Here is a 19,898-nt window from a genome sequence, read left to right as displayed (position 1 = left end):
CTGCACGAAGACCTCGACGCCTTCCTGCAGGCGCCGCAGCGCGCCGACGCGGGTCAGCCAGGCGATGGCCAGCGCGGCCATGCCCCAAGCGGGCAGGCCTGCCGCACCGACAGCCAACAGATCCCGGTGATCGGCCTGCGCCGCAAGATCGCCCAGCGCATGCAGGACGCCAAGCGCCGCGTCGCGCATTTCAGCTATGTCGAAGAAATCGACATGACCCAGCTCGAAGCCCTGCGCCAGCAACTCAATCGCCAGCACGGCGAACAGCGCGGCAAGCTGACCTTGCTGCCGTTTCTGGTGCGCGCGCTGGTCGTGGCGCTGCGCGACTTCCCGCAGATCAACGCCACCTATGACGACGAAGCGCAAGTGATTACCCGCCACGGGGCGGTGCACGTCGGCATCGCCACCCAGGGCGACAACGGCCTGATGGTGCCGGTACTGCGCCATGCCGAAGCCGCCAGCCTGTGGCGCAACGCCAGCGAAATCACCCGCCTGGCCCACGCCGCACGCAGCAACAAGGCCACACGCGATGAACTGTCGGGGTCGACCATTACCCTGACCAGCCTCGGCGCCCTGGGCGGCATCGCCAGCACACCGGTGGTTAACACGCCTGAGGTGGCAATTGTCGGCGTCAACCGCATGGTCGAGCGGCCGATGGTGGTCAATGGCCAGATCGTGATTCGCAAGATGATGAACCTGTCCAGCTCGTTCGATCACCGCGTGGTCGACGGCATGGACGCCGCGCTGTTCATCCAGGCCGTGCGTGGCCTGCTCGAACAACCCGCCTGCCTGTTCGTGGAGTGAGCATGTCCGAGACCTTGAACACCACGCTGCTGATCATCGGCGGCGGCCCTGGCGGGTACGTTGCGGCCATTCGTGCCGGGCAACTGGGCATTGCCACCGTGCTGGTCGAGGGTCAGGCCCTGGGCGGCACCTGCCTGAACGTCGGCTGTATCCCGTCCAAGGCGCTGATCCACGTGGCTGAGCAGTTTCATCAGGCCAGCCGCCTTGCCGCAGGCTCTGCCCTGGGCATCAGCGCCAGTGCACCCCAGCTCGACATCGGCCAGAGCGTGGCCTGGAAGGACGGCATCGTCGACCGCCTGACCACCGGCGTGGCCGCGTTGTTGAAGAAGCACAAGGTCAGGGTGATCCACGGCTGGGCGCAGATCGTCGACGGCAAGACCGTGCAGGTGGGCGAGCAGCGCATCCAGTGCGAGCATCTGCTGCTGGCCACCGGGTCCAGCAGCGTCGAGCTGCCGACGCTGCCGTTGAGCAGCGCGGTGGTGTCGCCCACAGAAGCGCTGTGGCCGCAGACGCCGGACGAACATCGGCTGGCGGCCACCGATTCCGGCAGTGTCGAGCAGTCGTCACGGCCGCTGGCTGGCGCGGTGGTGTCGTCCACCGAGGCACTGTCGCCACAGACGCTGCCTGAGCACCTGGTGGTGGTGGGTGGCGGCTACATCGGTCTGGAATTGGGCATTGCGTACCGCAAGCTGGGCGCGCAGGTCAGTGTGGTGGAGGCCCGCGAGCGGCTGTTGCCGAGCTATGACGCCGAGCTGACGGCGCCGATGGTCGAGGCGATCAGGGCGCTAGGGATTACCACCTACCTTGGCCATCGTGTGGAAGGGCGTGACGAACAGGGCCTGCAATTGCGTGCGCCGGACGGTGCAGCCGTGCAATTGGCGAGCGACCGGGTGCTGGTGGCAGTGGGCCGACGCCCACGCAGCCAGGGCTTCAACCTGGAGTCGCTGCAGTTGCAGATGAACGGCGCTGCCGTGGCCGTGGATGCGCGTTGCCAGACCAGCATGCGCAACGTCTGGGCCATCGGTGACCTGACCGGCGAGCCGATGCTCGCGCACCGGGCCATGGCGCAGGGTGAAATGGTCGCTGACCTGATCGCCGGCCATGCCCGGCGCTTCGAGCCGGCGGCGATTGCGGCGGTGTGCTTCACCGATCCGGAGCTGGTGGTGGCCGGGCTGACACCGGAGCACGCCCGTGAGCAGGGCCTGGACTGCCTGGTGGCGCAGTTCCCGTTCGCCGCCAATGGCCGGGCCATGACCCTGGAAAGCCGCAGCGGCTTCGTGCGGGTGGTGGCGCGACGCGACAATCACCTGATCGTCGGCTGGCAGGCGGTGGGGGTGGCGGTGTCGGAGTTGTCCACGGCGTTCGCCCAGTCGCTGGAAATGGGCGCTCGCCTGGAAGACATCGCCGGCACCATTCACGCCCACCCCACCCTCGGTGAAGCGGTGCAGGAGGCCGCGCTGCGTGCACTGGGGCAGGCGCTGCATATCTGACGCCCTGGCCCGAACAGCACAACACCCGCGCAAGGCGGGTGTCGTCTGGCAAACGGCTGGCGTTACGAACTGCCCACGCAGCTGTCCGAACGGGCCCCACCCAAGCGCGTGACGTCGATCGGTGGCGCGACGAACTCCGGGCCTTGACCCGCCACCCGCCATTTCACCTCGGTAATGCCATAGCGCTCGGCCATGGGCCGGCTGACCTTCTTGATCGTGTGCTGGCCGAAGCGCGGGATGATCCCCACCCCTGCGTCACAGCTCGCCCAGTGCCACGCTTCGGCGTTGTCCATGCGCTCCAGACGGATGATGAACGTGCGCGGCTGCGCGTGAAGCGCGTACTCGATTACATACAGTTGCTGACCTGGCATTGTGGCCTCCCGACTCATTTCATGGGTATGGGAGCGGTCTGGTGCGGGAAAGATTCAGTCTAAATCCGATCGAATTGCCCTCGCGCCAGCGCCTTGCATGCAGCGCTCCCGAGCGCTGCCGATTGGCGCCTCGTAAACACCGGGCAATGGACCTTACGCCCCGCGCTTGAAGGGCTACAGTGCGAGCACCACTTGCCCAGGAATGATCACCATGGCCCGATCCAACGACTACGACCAACCGATTGGCGCGGCTGTGACCGATTGGTCACCGCGTGCGCAACCCGCTGCCGTGACACTGCAGGGTCGCTATTGCCGATTGGAGCCGCTGAACGCCGAGCGCCATGCCGCACAGCTCTACGAGGCCTATGCATCGGCCAGCGATGGTCGCGACTGGACCTACCTGTTCGTCGGCCCGTTCAGCGCACTGGCCGAGTACCGCGCGTATGCCGAAGCGGCGCAAGACAGCACGGATCCGCGCCATTACGCGGTCATCGATCTGCGCTCCAACAGGGCGGTGGGCACCTTGGCCCTGATGCGCATCGATCCCACCCATGGGGTGATCGAAGTCGGCAGCGTGACGTTCTCGCCCACGCTGAAACAGTCAGCGCTCTCGACCGAAGCGCAGTACCTGCTCATGGCCTATGCCTTCGACGAGCTCGGCTACCGCCGCTACGAGTGGAAGTGTGACGACCTCAACGCACCCTCGCGGCGCGCAGCCGATCGCCTGGGCTTCACGTATGAGGGCACGTTTCGTCAGGCGGTGGTGTACAAGGGTCGCAGCCGCGACACGGCGTGGTACTCGATCATCGATAGCGACTGGCCGGCGCTGAAGGCCGCCTTCGTGGCCTGGCTGGACCCTGCCAACTTCGATGAGCAGGGGCGCCAGCGCCAGGCCCTGAGTGCGCTCAGGGCTGGCTGACCGACAGCGCCTACTTCGCGCCCTTGACCGCCACTTCTGGCGCCGGCGCAGGTGTTTCAGGCCGTCGCGCATAGCGCTGCGCCAACGCGGCGCAGACCATCAGCTGGATCTGGTGGAACAGCATCAGCGGCAGGATCAGCAGGCCGATGGTGCTGCCCGCGAACAGCACCTGAGCCATCGGCACACCGGTGGCCAGGCTCTTCTTCGAGCCGCAGAACAGGATGGTGATGCGGTCTTCCTGACTGAAGCCCAACACCCGCCCCAGCAGCGCCGTGATGCCCAGCGACAGCGCCAGCAGCACGCAGCAGCCCAGCACCACCCCGCCCAGCAGCAGGGGCGGCACCTGCTGCCACAACCCGCCGATCACCGCCGCGCTGAAGGCCGAGTAGACCACCAGCAGAATCGAACCCTGGTCAACCGCTTTCAGCCAGTTGCGATTGCGCCCTACCCACTCGCCGATCCAGCGCCGCGCGATCTGCCCGGCCACGAAGGGCACCAGCAGTTGCAGGCTGATCTTGCGGATCGCTTCGAGTGTCGAGCCGCTGTCGCCATGCACGCCCATCAACAGCGCCACCAACAACGGCGTGATGAAGATACCGATCAGGCTCGACGCCGCCGCGCTGCAAATGGCCGCTGGCACGTTACCGCGCGCCAGCGAGGTGAAGGCGATGGCCGACTGCACCGTCGCTGGCAGCATGCACAGGTAGAGAAAACCCATGTACAGGTCCTTGCCTACCAGTGGCAGCAGCAACGGACGCAAGCCCAGGCCCAACAGGGGGAACAGCACGAAGGTGCAGAGGAACACCACGCCATGCAGACGCCAATGCCCGGCACCTGCCAGGATCGCCTGGCGCGACAGCTTGGCGCCGTGCATGAAGAACAGCAGGCCAATGGCGATATTGGTGATCCAGTCGAACGCCACCGCCACCTGGCCTTGTGCAGGCAGCAGGGTCGCGGTAATCACCACGGCGACCAGCGTGAGGGTGAAGTTGTCAGGCAGGAAACGCGAGCGGGCCATGAAGAAGATCCTGTTGTTGTCGGAATTACGCGCGTTCGGCCCGGCGGCAGGCACACGGGCCATCAGACCGAACGCGAGTGGGGACGATACACGGACAGCCGTTGCCGGTGGAAGTAACCGAATGTCTCCCTATGCCCTGCCGTATCGCCAGGTGTAGCAGGTGGCCGACGATCCAAGTGCTTACGAGGTCCGGCACAAGGGCTGGACATCGATCCAAGCGCCGCCGCCTCATGCGTAGGCTTGAGGCAACGGCATGAGCGACCGTCAACTCAAGCACACAGTTTGGCCAGCGGCGCGGGGGCCATCCGCCTCAGGCACACTGCTTGGCCAGCGGCACAGGCGCCACCTACGGCGTGGCCATCGCCTCTAGCGCCATCCACCTCAAGCGCACGGCTTGGCCAGCGGCGCAGGGGCCAGCAGCGGGCGTGCCAGGCTGAGCAAGCCGACCGCCGCCATGGCCGCGCCAACCCAAAGCGGTGAGCGCAGACCCAAGCCTGCGTCGATGGCTTGACCACCTGCCCAACTGCCAAGCGCCAGGCCGCCCGTGATGATCGAGGTGTGCAGCGCATTGACGAGCGCACCCGGCTCGGCGGCCTTCATCACCCGCGCCACCATTGCCGGGTTCAACGCCACACCGGTCAGGCCAATGGCCAGGAAGCAGATCAGGTTCAGCCACACCTGGCCGCCGGCCAGGGCAAAACCGGCCATCGCGGCCATCAGCAGCAGCAAGCCCCAGCCCAACGCCGCGAAGGTGTGGCGGTCGGCCACGCGCCCGACAACCATGTTGCCCAGCAGGTTGGCGACCCCGTACAAGGCCAGCAACGGCGCCACATGGCTGGGCCGCACGCCGACTTCCTCGATGAGGATCGGGGTGATGTAACTGAAACCAGCGAACGTCGCACCGATGATCAAGCCACTGGTCAGGTACGCGCCCCACAGGCTGGGGTTGCGCAGCGCCGCCCACTGCCGCGACAGCGCCGGCTGCCCATCGGCCGGGTCCTGTTTCAGGCACGCAGCGACCAGCAGCGTGCAGAGCATCGACAGCGCGACGATGACCCACGCGCTGGCGCGCCAGCCAAAGCTGTGTTCCACCAGGTTGATCATGGGCACGCCGGCCACCGGCGACATCATCAGCCCCGCCAGCACCACGGCAATCGCGCGGCCACGCTGCTGCACGGGCACCAGGCTGGCGCACAGGGTCATGCACAGGCCCAGGCACGCCGAACTGGTGATGCCCATCAGCACCCTGGCGAACAGCAGCACTTCGTACTGCGTGGCCACCGCGCCCAGCACGCCAGCCAGCACATACGCTGCCAGCAGCCCCAGCAACGCGTGCTTGTTGCGCACGCCGCGGCTGATCAACAGCATGGTCACCGGCGGGCCGCCCAGGGCCATGCCCAGGGCGTAGAACGCGATCAGGTTGCCGACCTGGGCCAGGCTCACGGAAAACTCCGCTGCCAGTGCCGGCATGATGCCGGCCACCATGAATTCGGCGGTGACCAGCGAAAAGATCGTCAACCCCAGGAGGTAAACGGCGGGAGGCAGTGAAGCACGGTCAGTCATGACGGTCTCAGGTAAAAACGGGGCACATACCCTAGGCAGGTTTGACCGAATGGTCAAATCGGATCGCCTGAGTGGCAGCGTTGCCCACGCGCAAGGTTGCAGTGTGCCCCGCCGTGATGACAGCAATCCGAGCGCCGGATTAGAGCGGAAAATCAGAGGTCGCTGACCCGACGGACGCTCGAACCGGCCAGAGGTGATGTGCGGGCGCGTCAAGGCAGCCACATGACAGCTGTCGCACCCGCCATGAACTCGGCTTGAGCTTCCCGGTCAATCAGGCACACCGGAACGCGTCACACAAGGAAGCCTTCATGACTGCATTCGATGCGCAACGCATGCTGTTGGGTGACCTGCCCCTGACCTTCCTCTGGGAAGTCTCCTTGCGCGTGATCGTCGCGTTTCTCGCCGTGTTCTGTTTTCTGAAGTTCAGCGGGCGGCGCGGCATCAAGCAGCTTTCTCGCTTTGAACTCGTGGTCATCCTGACGCTGGGCTCCGCCGCAGGCGACGTCACGTTCTATGAAGATGTCCCTGTCCTGCCCGTGCTGCTGGTATTCGTGACGCTCCTGGTGCTCTACCGCGGCACGATTTTCGTGATGAAGCGCAACAAGACCTGGGAAGGATGGATCGACGGCTTGCCCATCACGGTCGTGAAAGACGGCGTGTATGAGATCCACTCGCTGCGCAATCTGAATATTTCCTCCAGCGAACTGTTCATGGAGTTGCGGCAGCAAGGTGTAGAGCACCTCGGCCAAGTGCGCCTGGGGCTGCTGGAAACCGACGGTGATCTGAGCCTGTACTTCTATGCGCCTGAAGACACCAGACCAGGGCTCTCGGTACTGCCAGACGAACACCGGCCCGAATACGCCTCGCCGCCCTCTGCCGGGCTTTACTGCTGCGTGGCCTGCGGCTTGGCGATGAGTCACCAGACTGCAGCGCTGTTCAGCTGTGCGCGCTGCGGTCATACCATCTGTTCACCGGCGCTCGATACTGTCAGGGGCTGTTAGTTTCGAGGTGTGAGCAAAGCACCAGACAGGTGCGTGTGGTGCGCTGAATCGCTTTTGAAGTGGGGGCTGGGGGCAGCGCGATAATGGCGTCCCAGGCAGGACTTGAACCTGCAACCTTCCCCTTAGGAGGGGGATGCTCTATCCAATTGAGCTACTGAGACCCTGAGACCGTCAGCGAACGCTGGCAGCAAAGAAGGCGTGCATGTTAACCAGCGCTCGCCGGTTTGTCATGTAGGAATAGGGCAATCAGTACGTAGGCCGTTGCTATCAAGCGGACGCGTCTGGGGCGCGGCCCATCACACCCTCCTCCCGCAACAAGGCCAGCAATCGATGCAGCGTCTCAGAGAGCTCGCCGGAGTTGTCCAGCAGTATCACGCCCGCCATCTGGCTGCGCGATAACTGGGCATTGCGCGCCAAGCGCTGCTCGATCTCTTCGACCGGCTCGCGCCCACGAGCGAGCAGACGTTGCCGCAGCACCTGCGGCGCGACCTCAAGGCAGATCGCCAGCAACTCTGGATAGCGCGCGCGTGCCTGATCCAGATAACCCCGCGAACCATTGACCAGCACCGACTTGCCCTCACCCAGCCAGGCATCGATCTGGACCGCAATGCCATAGCACAGGCCGTTGGCTTGCCAATCCAGGGCGAACGCCCCCTGCTTGCGCAGATGCTCGAATTGCAAGGGCGAGACACCCAGGGCGTCTTCACCCGCCGATTCGGCGGAACGGGTGATGATCCGCCGCGCGAGCTCGATGCCTTCTTGTGCCAAAGTCGATCGGGCGGCCTCCAGCAGCGAGTCCTTGCCTGATCCGGACGGCCCTATCAGATAGATGAGGCGGCCGCGAGAGCAGCACGGATCTGGGAGCTCAAGGGGCATGGCAACTGTCCTCGACGAATATGAATGGGCACGATAACAGCCGTTTCACGAAACTTTGCCATGCAATGCGCGATGTTTGTCCCACCCGGTTTGCGGCATGAAACCTGTGAAAAGGGTTTCACTTTTCAAACCAGTGCTCATTTCTGATAATCGGTGCTGGCAAAAAGCCTTTACCCGGCTCACTATTTGTCACAGATTTGACGCCAAGGAACCGGCAACCCTGAGGCACTATAAGCTCCCGTCACGCAGTGGTTGAACATTTTGCAGCAATTACGGTCGTACCTTCACCGTGCGGGCAATCTGAGAACCGCTCCCCCTGAACCAGAAGAACCGGTCAATTTATATGCGCCCATTGAAACAGGCTATTTACTCAAGCCGCACCGCCGACAAATTCGTCGTCCGCCTCCCAGACGGAATGCGTGAGCGCATTGCCGAAGTAGCGCGCAACCATCACCGCAGCATGAACTCCGAAATCATCGCTCGCCTCGAGCAGAGCCTCATTCAGGAAGGCGCTCTGGGCGAAGAGCTGAGCATGCGCCTCGACAGCCCGGAACTGAGCCTGCATGAGCGTGAACTCCTGCAACGCTTCCGCCAACTCTCCCACCGCCAGCAAAATGCGCTGGTGGCACTGATCGCACACGACGTCGAAATGGCTGCAGACGCTTCCTGATCGAGTCCATGCGCAACAAAAAAGCCAGCATTCGCTGGCTTTTTTGTTGCCTGAGGAAAAGCCTCAGAGCAGGAACAGCGTCGCCAGGCCCAGGAAGATGAAGAAGCCACCGCTGTCGGTGACCGCCGTGATCATCACGCTGGCGCCCATGGCAGGGTCGCGACCCATGCGCATCAGGGTCATGGGAATCAGTACGCCCATCAATGCCGCCAACAGCAGGTTGAGGGTCATGGCTGCCGTCATCACCACGCCCAATGACCAACTGCCGTACAGCCAGAAGGCCACGGCGCCGATCACCCCACCCCACACCAGGCCGTTGATCAAACCGACGGCCAGCTCCTTGCGCATCAGGCGCATGGTGTTGCCTGGGCTGACCTGGTCGAGCGCCATGGCGCGAACGATCATGGTGATGGTCTGGTTGCCCGAGTTGCCGCCGATGCCTGCCACGATCGGCATCAGTGCCGCCAGGGCCACCAGCTTTTCGATCGAGCCTTCGAACAGACCGATGACCCGCGAGGCCAGGAAGGCGGTGATCAGGTTGATCGCCAGCCACGCCCAGCGGTTGCGCAGTGAGCGCCAGACCGAGGCGAAAATGTCCTCTTCTTCGCGCAAACCGGCCATGTTGAGCACTTCGGATTCGCTTTCCTCGCGAATCAGGTCGACCATTTCGTCGATGGTCAGACGGCCGATCAGACGGTCGCTCTTGTCCACCACCGGTGCCGACACCAGGTCATAACGCTCGAACGCCTGAGCGGCATCGTAGCCATCTTCCTCAGGGCGGAAGCTGACGGGATCAGTGGCCATGACCTCCGCCACCTTTTTCTCCGGGTCATTGACCAACAGTCGCTTGATCGGCAGCACGCCCTTGAGAATGCCGCCGTTATCCACCACGAACAGTTTGTCTGTGTGGTTGGGCAGCTCTTTCAAGCGGCGCAGGTAGCGCAGCACCACTTCCAGGCTGACGTCTTCGCGGATGGTGACCATCTCGAAGTCCATCAGCGCACCGATCTGCTCCTCGTCATAGCTCAGCGCGGAGCGAACACGCTCACGCTGCTGGGCATCGAGGGTTTCCATCAACTCATGGACGACATCGCGGGGCAGTTCGGGCGCCAGGTCTGCCAGTTCGTCGGCATCCATTTCCTTGGCGGCCGCCAGCAGCTCGTGGTCATCCATGTCGGCGATGAGCGTTTGACGGACCGCATCGGAGACTTCAAGCAGGATGTCGCCATCGCGATCCGAGCGCACCAGTTGCCACACCGAAAGACGGTCTTCCAGAGGCAGGGCTTCGAGGATATAGGCGATGTCAGCGGGGTGCAGGTCATCGAGCTTGCGTTGCAGTTCGACGAGGTTCTGGCGGTGTACGAGGTTTTCGACCAGGTCGTGGTGCTGACCTTCCTGGCGATGGGTCAGGTCTTCGACGACACGCTGGCGCTGCAGCAGCTCGATTACCTGAGCGAGACGGTCTTGCAGACTGTCCTGGCTTTTCTTTACTTCGATTTCGGTCATAGGCGAACTCCACTCCCAGCAGCGGAGCACGCCGGGGGAATCAATCGGTCAGATCAGACTTGATGAAACGTAGGGATGAGTAACTACTGGGTAAATCCATGGTGGTATTCCACAAGCCCCGGCGGGGCTGACGGGCGCAATCATACACTGCCCAAGCGGTTGGTTCGCTTAAATTTTTGTCCACCCTGAACGTGGCCGCGATGAGTCTAGGACAACGCTCAAGGCGTTACGTGCGCACCCGTGGCGGTATCCAGGGCGATTGATCGAGGATAGGAGAGAAGTTCGACAGTTATGTAGTTATGTGAATCGCAGACAGCAAAAAGCCCGCTTCAAAAGCGGGCTTTTCGAATGTGGCGGACCCAAGAGGATTCGAACCTCTGACCGCTCGGTTCGTAGCCGAGTACTCTATCCAGCTGAGCTATGGGTCCGTAGTTGGTAGTTTTAGACCCGTTACCGCGGGCTGATGAAGCTGCCTTGATGCTCAAAGCCACTTCAAAAAGTGGCGGACCCAAGAGGATTCGAACCTCTGACCGCTCGGTTCGTAGCCGAGTACTCTATCCAGCTGAGCTATGGGTCCGTATCTTGCTGCGCATTATAGGTTGATAAAATCATATTCCAAGTTATTTTTCGTTTAAATTCAACGACTTAACGACTTGTGCGATTTACAACCTATCTCGCGAAATAATGGCGGTGAGGGGGGGATTCGAACCCCCGATACCCTTGTGAGGTATACTCCCTTAGCAGGGGAGCGCCTTCGGCCACTCGGCCACCTCACCGCAACACGGGGCGTATATTAACCAGACCCCTCCCCGTTTGCAAACCTTTTTTCTAAAAAAACTCGATAAAAATTAAAGGCTTGGTTCGTCGTCCTTCTCTTTCTTGATTCGCAGGTAGATTTCTTCGCGGTGTACGGCCACCTCTTTCGGGGCGCTGACGCCGATACGCACCTGGTTGCCTTTGACACCCAGGACCGTGACGGTGATTTCGCCGTCGCCAATGATCAGGCTCTCGGCGCACCGACGAGTCAGAATCAACATGGTTTTTCTCCTCAAACAATTCATCAGGGATAACAGTCTTTTTAGGGCTTGGCCCTTAACAATCGCGCGCGCAAGGACAGGAGCCCGCGCAACTGCCAGAAACGCGAAAGGGCGCGGCAAGCCGCGCCCTTTCCTGCAGCGTGTTACTCGCCCTGGCGCGCAGGCGCGTCCAGCTCGAACGCGGTATGCAACGCGCGTACGGCCAGTTCCAGGTACTTCTCTTCGATGACCACCGACACCTTGATTTCGGATGTGGAGATCATCTGGATATTGATGGTTTCCTTGGCCAGCGACTCGAACATGCGGCTGGCAACACCCGCATGGGAGCGCATGCCGACACCGACGATCGAGACCTTGGCAATCTTGATGTCGCCGATCACTTCACGCGCGCCGATTTCGCGGGCGGTGTTCTCGAGTACGCTCAAAGCCTTCTCGTACTCGTTGCGGTGCACGGTGAAGGTGAAATCGGTGGTGTTATCGTGCGCCACGTTCTGCACGATCATGTCCACCTCGATGTTCGAGGCGCTGATCGGGCCGAGGATCTTGAACGCCACGCCCGGAGTATCCGGCACACCGCGAATGGTCAGCTTGGCTTCGTCGCGATTGAACGCGATACCGGAAATGATCGGCTGTTCCATGGATTCCTCTTCATCGATGGTGATGAGGGTACCCGGACCCTCCTTGAAGCTGTGCAGCACGCGCAGCGGGACGTTGTACTTGCCGGCGAACTCCACCGAGCGGATCTGCAACACCTTGGAACCGAGGCTGGCCATTTCCAGCATCTCCTCGAAGGTGATCTTCTCCAGGCGCTGGGCCTGGGGCACCACCCTTGGATCGGTAGTGTAGACACCGTCGACGTCGGTGTAGATCTGGCATTCCTCGGCCTTCAGCGCCGCGGCCAGGGCCACGCCGGTGGTGTCCGAGCCGCCACGGCCCAGGGTGGTGATGTTGCCGTGCTCGTCCACACCCTGGAAACCTGCAACCACAACTACGCGCCCAGCCTGCAGGTCAGCGCGAATCTTCTGGTCGTCGATCTGCAGGATGCGCGCCTTGTTGTGCGCGTTATCGGTCAGGATGCGCACCTGGTTACCGGTATAGGACACCGCCGGCACGCCGCGTTTGAGCAACGCCATGACCAGCAGCGCGATGGTCACCTGCTCGCCGGTCGAGACGATCACATCCAGCTCGCGCGGATCGGGCTTCTCGTTAATCTGCTTGGCCAGGTCGATCAGGCGATTGGTTTCGCCGCTCATGGCCGACAGCACGACCACCAGATCATCACCGGCCTCGCGGAATTTCTTGACCTTGTCGGCAACCTGCTCGATCCGCTCGATGGAACCGACAGAGGTACCGCCAAATTTCTGTACGATCAACGCCATTTCAAAGGTGCCTCAGCCCCAAGGGCCCCAATAAACAATCCATCATGCCGTGGGCGCTGGACGGTCGCCGAGCAGTGCCCATGCGGGCAAGGCTCGTTACCGGCTCAGCGCCCACGGCATCTCAAAGTCCCTGCTCGGCGAAGGGCACCGCCAGGGCCAGGGCAGTGTCCAGCGCGGCGACATCGACGCCACCACCCTGGGCCATGTCCGGACGACCCCCGCCTTTGCCGCCGACGGCTGCGGCAGCTTGCTTCATCAGGTCACCAGCCTTGAGTTGGCTGGAAAGGTCCTTGGTCACGCCGGCTACCAGCACGACCCGGCCCTCGTGCTCGCTGCCCAGCAGGATCACTGCATGGCCGAGCTTGTTCTTCAACTGATCGACCAGCGCCAGCAGTGCCTTGCCATCCTGCCCATCCAGGCGGGCGGCGAGTACTTTGGTGCCTTTGACCTCAACCGCTGCGCTGGAGAGACCATCCCCGGCGGCGCTGGCGGCCTTGGCCTGCAACTGCTCCAGTTGTTTTTCCAGCTGACGGTTGCGCTCGAGCACCGCCGACAGCTTGTCGATGACGTTGTCGCGATTACCCTTGACCAGTTGCGCGACTTCCTTGACCTGCTCTTCAGCAGCGTTCAGGTAAGCCAGCGCCGCTGCACCGGTGACCGCTTCGATACGGCGTACGCCCGAGGCCACGCCGCCTTCACTGATGATCTTGAACACGCTGATATCGCCGGTGCGCTTGGCGTGGATACCACCGCACAGCTCCACCGAAAAATCACCGCCCATGCTCAGCACGCGCACGGTATCACCGTACTTCTCGCCGAACAGCGCCATGGCGCCCTTGCGCTTGGCAGTCTCGATGTCGGTTTCTTCGGTCAACACTTCAGTGTTGCGACGAACCTCACGGTTGACGATCGCCTCCAGCGCCTTGAGCTGCTCAGGCTTGACCGCCTCGAAATGGCTGAAGTCAAAGCGCAGGCGCTGGCTGTCGACCAGCGAGCCTTTCTGTTGAACGTGCTCGCCGAGCACCTGACGCAGTGCTTCGTGCAGCAAGTGGGTGGCAGAGTGGTTCAGCGACGTAGCCTGCTGCACCTCGGCCTCGACCCGAGCCAGCACCTGGGCGCCGCGCTCGAGCGAACCGGTGGTCATCACGCCATGGTGCAAGAAGGCACCGGCAGTCTTGGTGGTGTCCTGCACCTCGAAGCGGGCGCCGTCGATCTCGATCACGCCGACGTCGCCGATCTGGCCGCCAGACTCGCCGTAGAACGGCGTACGGTCGAGGATCACCACACCTTCATGGCCTTCGCTCAAGTGCTCGACCACCATGCCATCGCGGTACAAGGCAACGACCTTGGCCTCGCCTTCGGTGGCGCCATAGCCGAGGAATTCGGTAGCCACGTCGACCTTGACCAGGCTGTTGTAGTCCATGCCGAAGGCGCTGGCCGAACGGGCGCGTTCACGCTGGGCGTCCATTTCGCGCTCGAAGCCGGCTTCATCGATGGTCAGCTCGCGCTCGCGGGCGATGTCGGCGGTCAGGTCCATGGGGAAGCCGTAGGTGTCGTAGAGCTTGAACACCACGTCACCCGGAACGATCTTGCCGTCGAGTTGCGCCAGGTCCTGCTCGAGGATGCGCAGGCCTTGTTCGAGGGTCTTGGCGAACTGCTCTTCTTCAGCCTTGAGCACGCGCTCGATATGCGCCTGCTGGTTCTTCAACTCGACGAAGGCCTCGCCCATCTCGGCCACCAGCGCGGCGACGATCTGGTAGAAGAAGCTGCCCGTGGCGCCAAGCTTGTTGCCGTGGCGGCAGGCGCGACGAATGATCCGGCGCAGCACGTAGCCGCGGCCTTCATTGGACGGCAGCACGCCGTCGGCGATGAGGAAACCGCAGGAACGGATGTGGTCCGCGACCACTTTCAGCGACGCCTGGGCGTCATTGCTGCAACCGATGGCCTTGGCCGAGGCGGCCAGCAGGCTGTGGAACAGGTCGATCTCGTAGTTCGAGTGCACGTGCTGAAGCACGGCGCTGATCCGCTCCAGGCCCATGCCGGTGTCCACCGACGGCGCAGGCAGCGGGTGCAGCACGCCATCGGCGGTGCGGTTGAACTGCATGAAGACGTTGTTCCAGATCTCGATGTAGCGGTCGCCATCTTCTTCCGGCGAGCCGGGTGGGCCGCCCCAGATGTCGGCGCCGTGGTCGTAGAAGATCTCGGTGCAAGGGCCGCACGGGCCGGTATCGCCCATGGTCCAGAAGTTGTCGGAGGCGTACGGGGCGCCCTTGTTGTCACCGATGCGGACCATGCGCTCGGCGGGCACGCCGACCTCTTTGGTCCAGATGTCATAGGCTTCGTCGTCGGTGGCATAGACGGTCACCCAGAGCTTTTCCTTGGGCAGGTTCAGCCACTTTTCCGAGGTCAGGAAGGTCCAGGCGAAGGTGATCGCGTCACGCTTGAAGTAATCACCGAAGCTGAAGTTGCCGAGCATCTCGAAGAAGGTGTGGTGACGCGCGGTGTAGCCGACGTTTTCCAGGTCGTTGTGCTTGCCACCGGCGCGGACGCATTTCTGGCTGCTGACCGCACGGGTGTAGGCGCGTTTTTCCTGGCCGAGGAAGCAATCCTTGAACTGGTTCATGCCGGCATTGGTGAACAGCAAGGTTGGGTCGTTGCCCGGGATCAACGAGCTGGAGGCAACTCGGGTATGGCCCTGCTCTTCGAAGAAGCGAAGGAAGGCTTCACGGATTTCTGCGCTTTTCATAGGTTCTTCCACGGAAACGGCGGCCCCTTGGGGGCAAACGCGTCGACGAAACGACGGCAAAGGGCCGCATTATATCGGTCCTGCAAGCTCGGTGCAGTGTGTTTTATGCGTTAGGAGGCGTCGCAGGCACGGCTTTTTAAGTGGATGCAGACAAAACGGCATGCCTGGATGCTAAAGGCACCGTCTCGCCACTGGCAAGCCAATTACCGCTCAAGCGGGAGGAAAAGGGAATAGTCGGTTAATTAAAGGGTTTTCATACAACCGTCGGGCTGGGCGAGGTTGGTGGCGGTGATCGAGCGGTGGACTGCCTCAGGTGAGTCGCGAGTCGCACCCACCTGCAGAAGCGGTCGGTCCGGCGCTCCGGTGAACGGCGATGGGCTGCGCAGCATATCCAATGGCTGCTACCGCGTTTTATCTGTTAGCCGGTGTGCCTGAACTGGGCCGGCTTCGCCGCCCGCGATTGACCGGAGCGCCGGACCGGCCGCTCCTGCAGAGGCCAATCATGCAGCGTGTGATTTACCTGCAGCTCACCTGAGACCCTCCCCCGCGTCCGGCACGATGATCAATCCGGCGCGCAGCCCATTCTTCACATGCGGGTTGGGAAAGATGATCCGTGCGCCCTGCTCTTCGATCACCCAGCGCATCTGCGCCAGGTCTTCGGCCAGCAGATAGCCGGGCGCCAGTTCGGCGAAGTTCTCGATGTCGTCAGGCAAATGCATCTTGAAGTGCTCACTGTGCTTGATGACCTCCCGGGCGACGCTGAACAGCTGCAAGCCGTCGAGCTGATCGTCGAGGTCGGGCTCGCACCCTTCGACGATCTGCCACAGCCGCTGGCGCAGCCGATCCAGGTTGACCTGCCCGTTGTGCCCGAATGGCCGGGCCTTGCCCAGCTCCAGGGTAAAGGCCTCGGCGTCGAGTTGCTCGTAGGTGAACGCGCTGAAGGTGATCGACGGTTTGCGCTGCAGCAGCACCGCGTCCACCCCGGCCGCTGCCAGCCGAGCCAGCTCGCGCCGGGAATGCGCGCGCCCCGGCGTGTACGGGTACAACGCAAATTGCTCGATCTTCGAACCCCGGATCGCCGTGTGCAGGTCATAGTGCAGGCGGGTGCGTGCCGGGAGGCTGAAGAACACCCGGGCGAACTGCTCCAACTCCCCCGCGCGCATGGCCTCGACACCGCTGGTGGCGGCATGGCGACCATTGAACAGGCGGTTGATGTCTTGCTCGACATAGCGCTCGCCACGGCGGATCGCAGGCGGGTTGCCGAACAGGAAGAGGATGCGCGCGCGCGGCTTGACGGCCCCGCTGGCAATACCGGCCAGCAGCTCATCGAGCAGCTCGATGGGCGCCGTCTCGTTGCCGTGGATGCCCGCTGAGAGCAGCAGGTCAAGGCCGGTGTCGGTGGCACTCGGCGGACGCACTTCCAGCGCCCCCTCCCCGAGCCAGCGCAGGCGCACGCCCTCGACGGTCACTTGGGTCTTGTCGGCCGGCTCGCGGCCGGCCAAGGTCAGTTCAAGCAGTTTGCCGAGGGAGAGCATGGCGCACTTCCTTAGTGATGGTGGCCGCAATCAGGGCCATGAACATGATCGTCGTCTTCGTCGAGATCGGCCGGTTCCATTTCCAGCTGCAGGCTGACCAGGTTGGTCGCCATTGGACGCAGCAGCAGGTTGGCGAATTCGCTGTCACCTTCGGCAACGTCGACGCCAATCAGCAATTGGCCGCGGCCGTCTTGCTGAATCCACACTTCCTTGCCTTGCCAGAGGATCGCGAAACGGGTGCAGGAGGTTTGCAGCTGGGTGCCATCGTCATCTTCAAGCAGCAGGCTCAGGGCTTCGGACATTACAGGTTCTCTCTTCAAGGGTGGCGTTGGAACGGATAGACCGAGCCCAACTTCAGAATCTGGGTCAGCTCGTCGAGCGCGCAGCGCGACTCGTCGAGCAATTGCGGGTCAGCCAGATCGGCATCGGTGAGCCGGTCACGATAGTGCCGAGTGACCCATTGCAGCAACGTGGCATGCAGTGCGTCGGTCATGATGACGCCAGGGTTGACCGCCGCCAGCTCCGCCTCAGCAAGCGCGACGCGAAGCCGCAGACAGGCCGGGCCGCCGCCGTTCTGCATGCTCTGCTTGAGGTCGAACGCCTTCACTTCCGTGATCGGCCCGCCTTGGCGGATCAGCGCATCGAGGTAGCTCGACACGCGTGGATGGTTGCGGCTCTCCTCAGGCACCACCAGCAGCATCGAACCGTCGGCGCGGGTCAGCAGCTGGCTGTTGAACAGGTAGGAGCGCACCGCGTCTTCCACCGAAACAGCCGCACGCGGCACGCTGATGGCCTGCAACTGCCCGCCCTTGGCGGCAAGCTTGGTGTGCAGCTCGGCGAGCGCGGCATCGCTGTCGAGGAAGGCGTCCTGGTGATGAAAGAGCACCTCGCCATTGCCCACGGCGATCACATCGTTGTGAAACACGCCCTGGTCGATCACAGCCGGGTTCTGCTGCGCGAACACCACGCCCTCGGCGCTCAGGCCATGTAGCCGCGCCACGGCCTGCGAGGCTTCGAGGGTTTGCCGGGCGGGGTATTTGCGCGGCGCGGGCAGGCGGCTGTCGAAGGCGCTTCGGCCATAGACGAAGAACTCCACACCAGGCGCGCCATGCTCGCGGCACAAGCGCGTGTGGTTGGCCGCGCCTTCATCGCCGAACTGCATGACCGCAGGCAACGCCGGATGGTGGGCGAAGTGTGCCGGGTCATTGAACATCGCCTGCAGCACCCGGCTGGTGGTGGGGTGTTCGATGCTGCGGTGGTATTTGCAGTTGAGGTTGGCTGCAGTGAAGTGCACGCGGCCATCGGCGGTGTCGGCACTGGGGCTGACGGTGGCCGCGTTGGCCACCCACATGCTCGACGCCGAGCAACTGGCGACCAGCAGCGGCATGGCCTCGCGCGCGGCCTGGCGGATCACCTCGGCGTCGTTGCCGGTGAAGCCCAGCCGACGTAGCGCGGCCACATCCGGGCGCTCTTGCGGGGCCAGAACGCCTTGCTGAAAGCCCAGGTCGGCCAGCGCCTTCATCTTCGCCAGGCCCTGGCGCGCGGCCTCGCGAGGATTGGAGCCTTGCTGGCTGTTGCTCTGCGAGGCGACGTTGCCGTACGAGAGCCCGCCGTAGTTATGGGTCGGCCCGACCAGGCCATCGAAGTTGACTTCACATGCCTTCATCACAGAGCTCCGACAGGGTGCGTCATAGGCTGACACCCGGCGTAAGGGTGGCCGGCAGCGCCAGGCTCGGGGTTTCCAGCGAGGCGACGGGGTAGGCGCAGTAATCGGCAGCATAGTAGGCGCTGGCGCGATGGTTGCCGCTGCCGCCGACACCGCCGAAAGGCGCGCTGCTGGCGGCGCCGGTCAGCGGTTTGTTCCAGTTCACGATGCCCGCCCGGCTGTGCAGCCAGAATTGCTCGTAGCGCGCCTTGGCGTCGGACAGCAGCCCGGCGGCGAGCCCGAAGCGGGTGGCATTGGCGTGCGCCAGGGCCTGCTCGAAATCATCGTAGCGGATCACTTGCAGCAGCGGCCCGAACAGTTCCTGATCGCGCAGCGCCGGCTGCGCGGTGACATCGATGATGCCCGGGGTCAGCAGCGCAGCGCCCGGTTGTGGCTGGGTCATACCGAGCAGGGCCACGCCACCGCTGGCCAACAGCTCGGCCTGGGCGGCCAGGAGCGCCTCGGCGGCGGCCAGGGAAATCACCGCGCCCATGAACGGCGCGGGTTGCGCATCGAAACGCCCCACTCGCAAGCCGCGGCTGACCTCGACCAGGCGCGTCAGCAGCGCATCACCCCAGGCACCCTGCGGCACCAGCAGGCGGCGCGCACAGGTGCAGCGCTGCCCGGCCGACACGAAGGCCGATTGAATGATCGCGTACACCGCCGCATCGACATCGGCCACCTGATCGACCACCAGCGGATTGTTGCCACCCATTTCCAGGGCCAGAATCTTGTCCGGTCGCCCGGCGAACTGTTGGTGCAAGGACGCGCCGGTGCTGCTGGAACCGGTGAAGAACAGCCCGTCGATGCCGTCGTTGGCCGCCAGTGCCACGCCGGTCTCGCGGGCGCCCTGAAGCAGATTGAGCACCCCGGCCGGCAGGCCCGCAGCGATCCAGCACTGGACCGTGAGCTCGGCCACCTTGGGGGTCAGTTCGCTGGGTTTGAACAGCACGCAGTTACCGGCGAGCAACGCCGGCACGATATGGCCATTGGGCAGATGGCCGGGGAAATTGTAAGGGCCGAACACCGCCACCACGCCATGGGGCTTGTGCCGCAATGCAGCGTTGGCATCGCCCAGGGGCCCATGCTTCTCACCGGTGCGTTCGTGGTAACTCTGCAGCGAAATGGCCACCTTGTTGATCATGCTGGTGACTTCCGTCGCCGCTTCCCACAAGGGTTTGCCGGTTTCCTCGCCGATGCAGTGGGCCAGGGCATCAGCATTGGCCTTGAGCTGCGCGGCAAAAGCCTCCAGCACCTTGACCCTCGCCGCCAGGCCCT

17 protein-coding genes and 4 tRNA genes are annotated in these 19,898 nt (G+C 63.3%); 5 read left to right on the top strand and 16 right to left on the bottom strand.

The genetic code is table 11. The annotated features are described in order from the left end of the window. Together RT028_RS15150 and lpdA are read left to right on the top strand one after the other, a co-directional pair. On the top strand, nt 1–804 hold an 804-nt coding region (locus RT028_RS15150; protein WP_312935935.1), incomplete at its 5' end, for a dihydrolipoamide acetyltransferase family protein. Between the two features lie 2 nt (nt 805–806). Beyond that, nucleotides 807–2,294, top strand: coding sequence for a dihydrolipoyl dehydrogenase (gene lpdA / locus RT028_RS15145; protein WP_312935934.1), 1,488 nt, complete (start codon nt 807–809; stop codon nt 2,292–2,294). Nucleotides 2,295–2,356: 62 nt separating this feature from the next. Here the strand turns inward: lpdA and RT028_RS15140 are convergent, their stop codons facing one another. After that, nucleotides 2,357–2,665 carry a DUF6555 family protein gene (locus tag RT028_RS15140; RefSeq protein ID WP_312935933.1) on the bottom strand — a complete coding sequence of 103 codons (309 nt, stop codon included), beginning with the start codon at nt 2,663–2,665 and terminating at the stop codon, nt 2,357–2,359. A 211-nt stretch (nt 2,666–2,876) separates the two neighbouring features. On the opposite strand from RT028_RS15140, the gene RT028_RS15135 reads away from it, so the two are divergent. Then, the gene (locus RT028_RS15135) at nt 2,877–3,584 is read left to right on the top strand and encodes a GNAT family protein (protein WP_312935932.1); all 708 of its coding nucleotides are present in this window, start codon (nt 2,877–2,879) and stop codon (nt 3,582–3,584) included. Nucleotides 3,585–3,594: 10 nt separating this feature from the next. On the opposite strand, the gene RT028_RS15130 is transcribed toward RT028_RS15135, so the two are convergent. After that, nucleotides 3,595–4,602, bottom strand: a complete 1,008-nt coding sequence (locus RT028_RS15130; protein WP_312935931.1) for a bile acid:sodium symporter family protein — start codon at nt 4,600–4,602, stop codon at nt 3,595–3,597. 381 nt (nt 4,603–4,983) lie between these two features. Further along, complete coding sequence (locus RT028_RS15125; RefSeq protein ID WP_312935930.1) at nt 4,984–6,165, bottom strand: MFS transporter; 1,182 nt, start codon at nt 6,163–6,165, stop codon at nt 4,984–4,986. A gap of 308 nt (nt 6,166–6,473) precedes the next feature. Between RT028_RS15125 and RT028_RS15120 the strand changes: the two genes are divergently transcribed. Further along, nucleotides 6,474–7,166, top strand: coding sequence for a DUF421 domain-containing protein (locus tag RT028_RS15120; RefSeq protein ID WP_312935936.1), 693 nt, complete (start codon nt 6,474–6,476; stop codon nt 7,164–7,166). An 84-nt stretch (nt 7,167–7,250) separates the two neighbouring features. On the opposite strand, the gene RT028_RS15115 is transcribed toward RT028_RS15120, so the two are convergent. Together RT028_RS15115 and phnN are read right to left on the bottom strand one after the other, a co-directional pair. After that, nucleotides 7,251–7,327 (bottom strand) — tRNA-Arg (locus RT028_RS15115). A 106-nt stretch (nt 7,328–7,433) separates the two neighbouring features. Next, nucleotides 7,434–8,042 (bottom strand): phosphonate metabolism protein/1,5-bisphosphokinase (PRPP-forming) PhnN, encoded by a 609-nt coding sequence (gene phnN, locus RT028_RS15110; RefSeq protein ID WP_312935929.1) that lies wholly within the window; start codon nt 8,040–8,042, stop codon nt 7,434–7,436. A gap of 343 nt (nt 8,043–8,385) precedes the next feature. On the opposite strand from phnN, the gene RT028_RS15105 reads away from it, so the two are divergent. Beyond that, on the top strand, nt 8,386–8,712 hold the full coding sequence (locus tag RT028_RS15105) for an Arc family DNA-binding protein (RefSeq protein ID WP_172222409.1): 327 nt from the start codon (nt 8,386–8,388) through the stop codon (nt 8,710–8,712). A gap of 63 nt (nt 8,713–8,775) precedes the next feature. Here the strand turns inward: RT028_RS15105 and mgtE are convergent, their stop codons facing one another. From mgtE to astD, 11 genes are all read right to left on the bottom strand, one after another. Then, complete coding sequence (gene mgtE / locus RT028_RS15100) at nt 8,776–10,218, bottom strand: magnesium transporter (protein WP_312935928.1); 1,443 nt, start codon at nt 10,216–10,218, stop codon at nt 8,776–8,778. A gap of 351 nt (nt 10,219–10,569) precedes the next feature. Then, nucleotides 10,570–10,646 (bottom strand) — tRNA-Arg (locus RT028_RS15095). Between the two features lie 72 nt (nt 10,647–10,718). Beyond that, a tRNA-Arg gene (locus RT028_RS15090) sits at nt 10,719–10,795 on the bottom strand. A gap of 108 nt (nt 10,796–10,903) precedes the next feature. After that, a tRNA-Ser gene (locus RT028_RS15085) sits at nt 10,904–10,994 on the bottom strand. Between the two features lie 72 nt (nt 10,995–11,066). Beyond that, a complete protein-coding gene (gene csrA, locus RT028_RS15080; RefSeq protein ID WP_028694590.1) occupies nt 11,067–11,255 on the bottom strand; it encodes a carbon storage regulator CsrA in 189 nt (62 codons plus the stop codon). A 143-nt stretch (nt 11,256–11,398) separates the two neighbouring features. Beyond that, a complete protein-coding gene (locus RT028_RS15075) occupies nt 11,399–12,634 on the bottom strand; it encodes an aspartate kinase (protein WP_312935927.1) in 1,236 nt (411 codons plus the stop codon). 121 nt (nt 12,635–12,755) lie between these two features. Further along, the gene (gene alaS, locus RT028_RS15070) at nt 12,756–15,380 is read right to left on the bottom strand and encodes an alanine--tRNA ligase (protein ID WP_312935926.1); all 2,625 of its coding nucleotides are present in this window, start codon (nt 15,378–15,380) and stop codon (nt 12,756–12,758) included. Between the two features lie 527 nt (nt 15,381–15,907). Next, nucleotides 15,908–16,915, bottom strand: coding sequence for a succinylglutamate desuccinylase (gene astE, locus RT028_RS15065; protein WP_312935925.1), 1,008 nt, complete (start codon nt 16,913–16,915; stop codon nt 15,908–15,910). Nucleotides 16,916–16,926: 11 nt separating this feature from the next. Continuing rightward, nucleotides 16,927–17,217, bottom strand: a complete 291-nt coding sequence (locus tag RT028_RS15060) for a topoisomerase II (protein WP_312935924.1) — start codon at nt 17,215–17,217, stop codon at nt 16,927–16,929. Nucleotides 17,218–17,231: 14 nt separating this feature from the next. Beyond that, on the bottom strand, nt 17,232–18,581 hold the full coding sequence (astB, locus tag RT028_RS15055) for an N-succinylarginine dihydrolase (RefSeq protein WP_312935923.1): 1,350 nt from the start codon (nt 18,579–18,581) through the stop codon (nt 17,232–17,234). 22 nt (nt 18,582–18,603) lie between these two features. After that, nucleotides 18,604–19,898, bottom strand: a 1,295-nt coding sequence (gene astD, locus RT028_RS15050; RefSeq protein ID WP_312935922.1) for a succinylglutamate-semialdehyde dehydrogenase, incomplete at its 5' end; no start/stop codon positions are given.

The sequence above is a fragment of the Pseudomonas sp. genome, assembly GCF_032058845.1.
Taxonomy (GTDB): Bacteria; Pseudomonadota; Gammaproteobacteria; order Pseudomonadales; family Pseudomonadaceae; genus Aquipseudomonas.
This window is presented reverse-complemented; position numbering and strand designations above follow the sequence as displayed.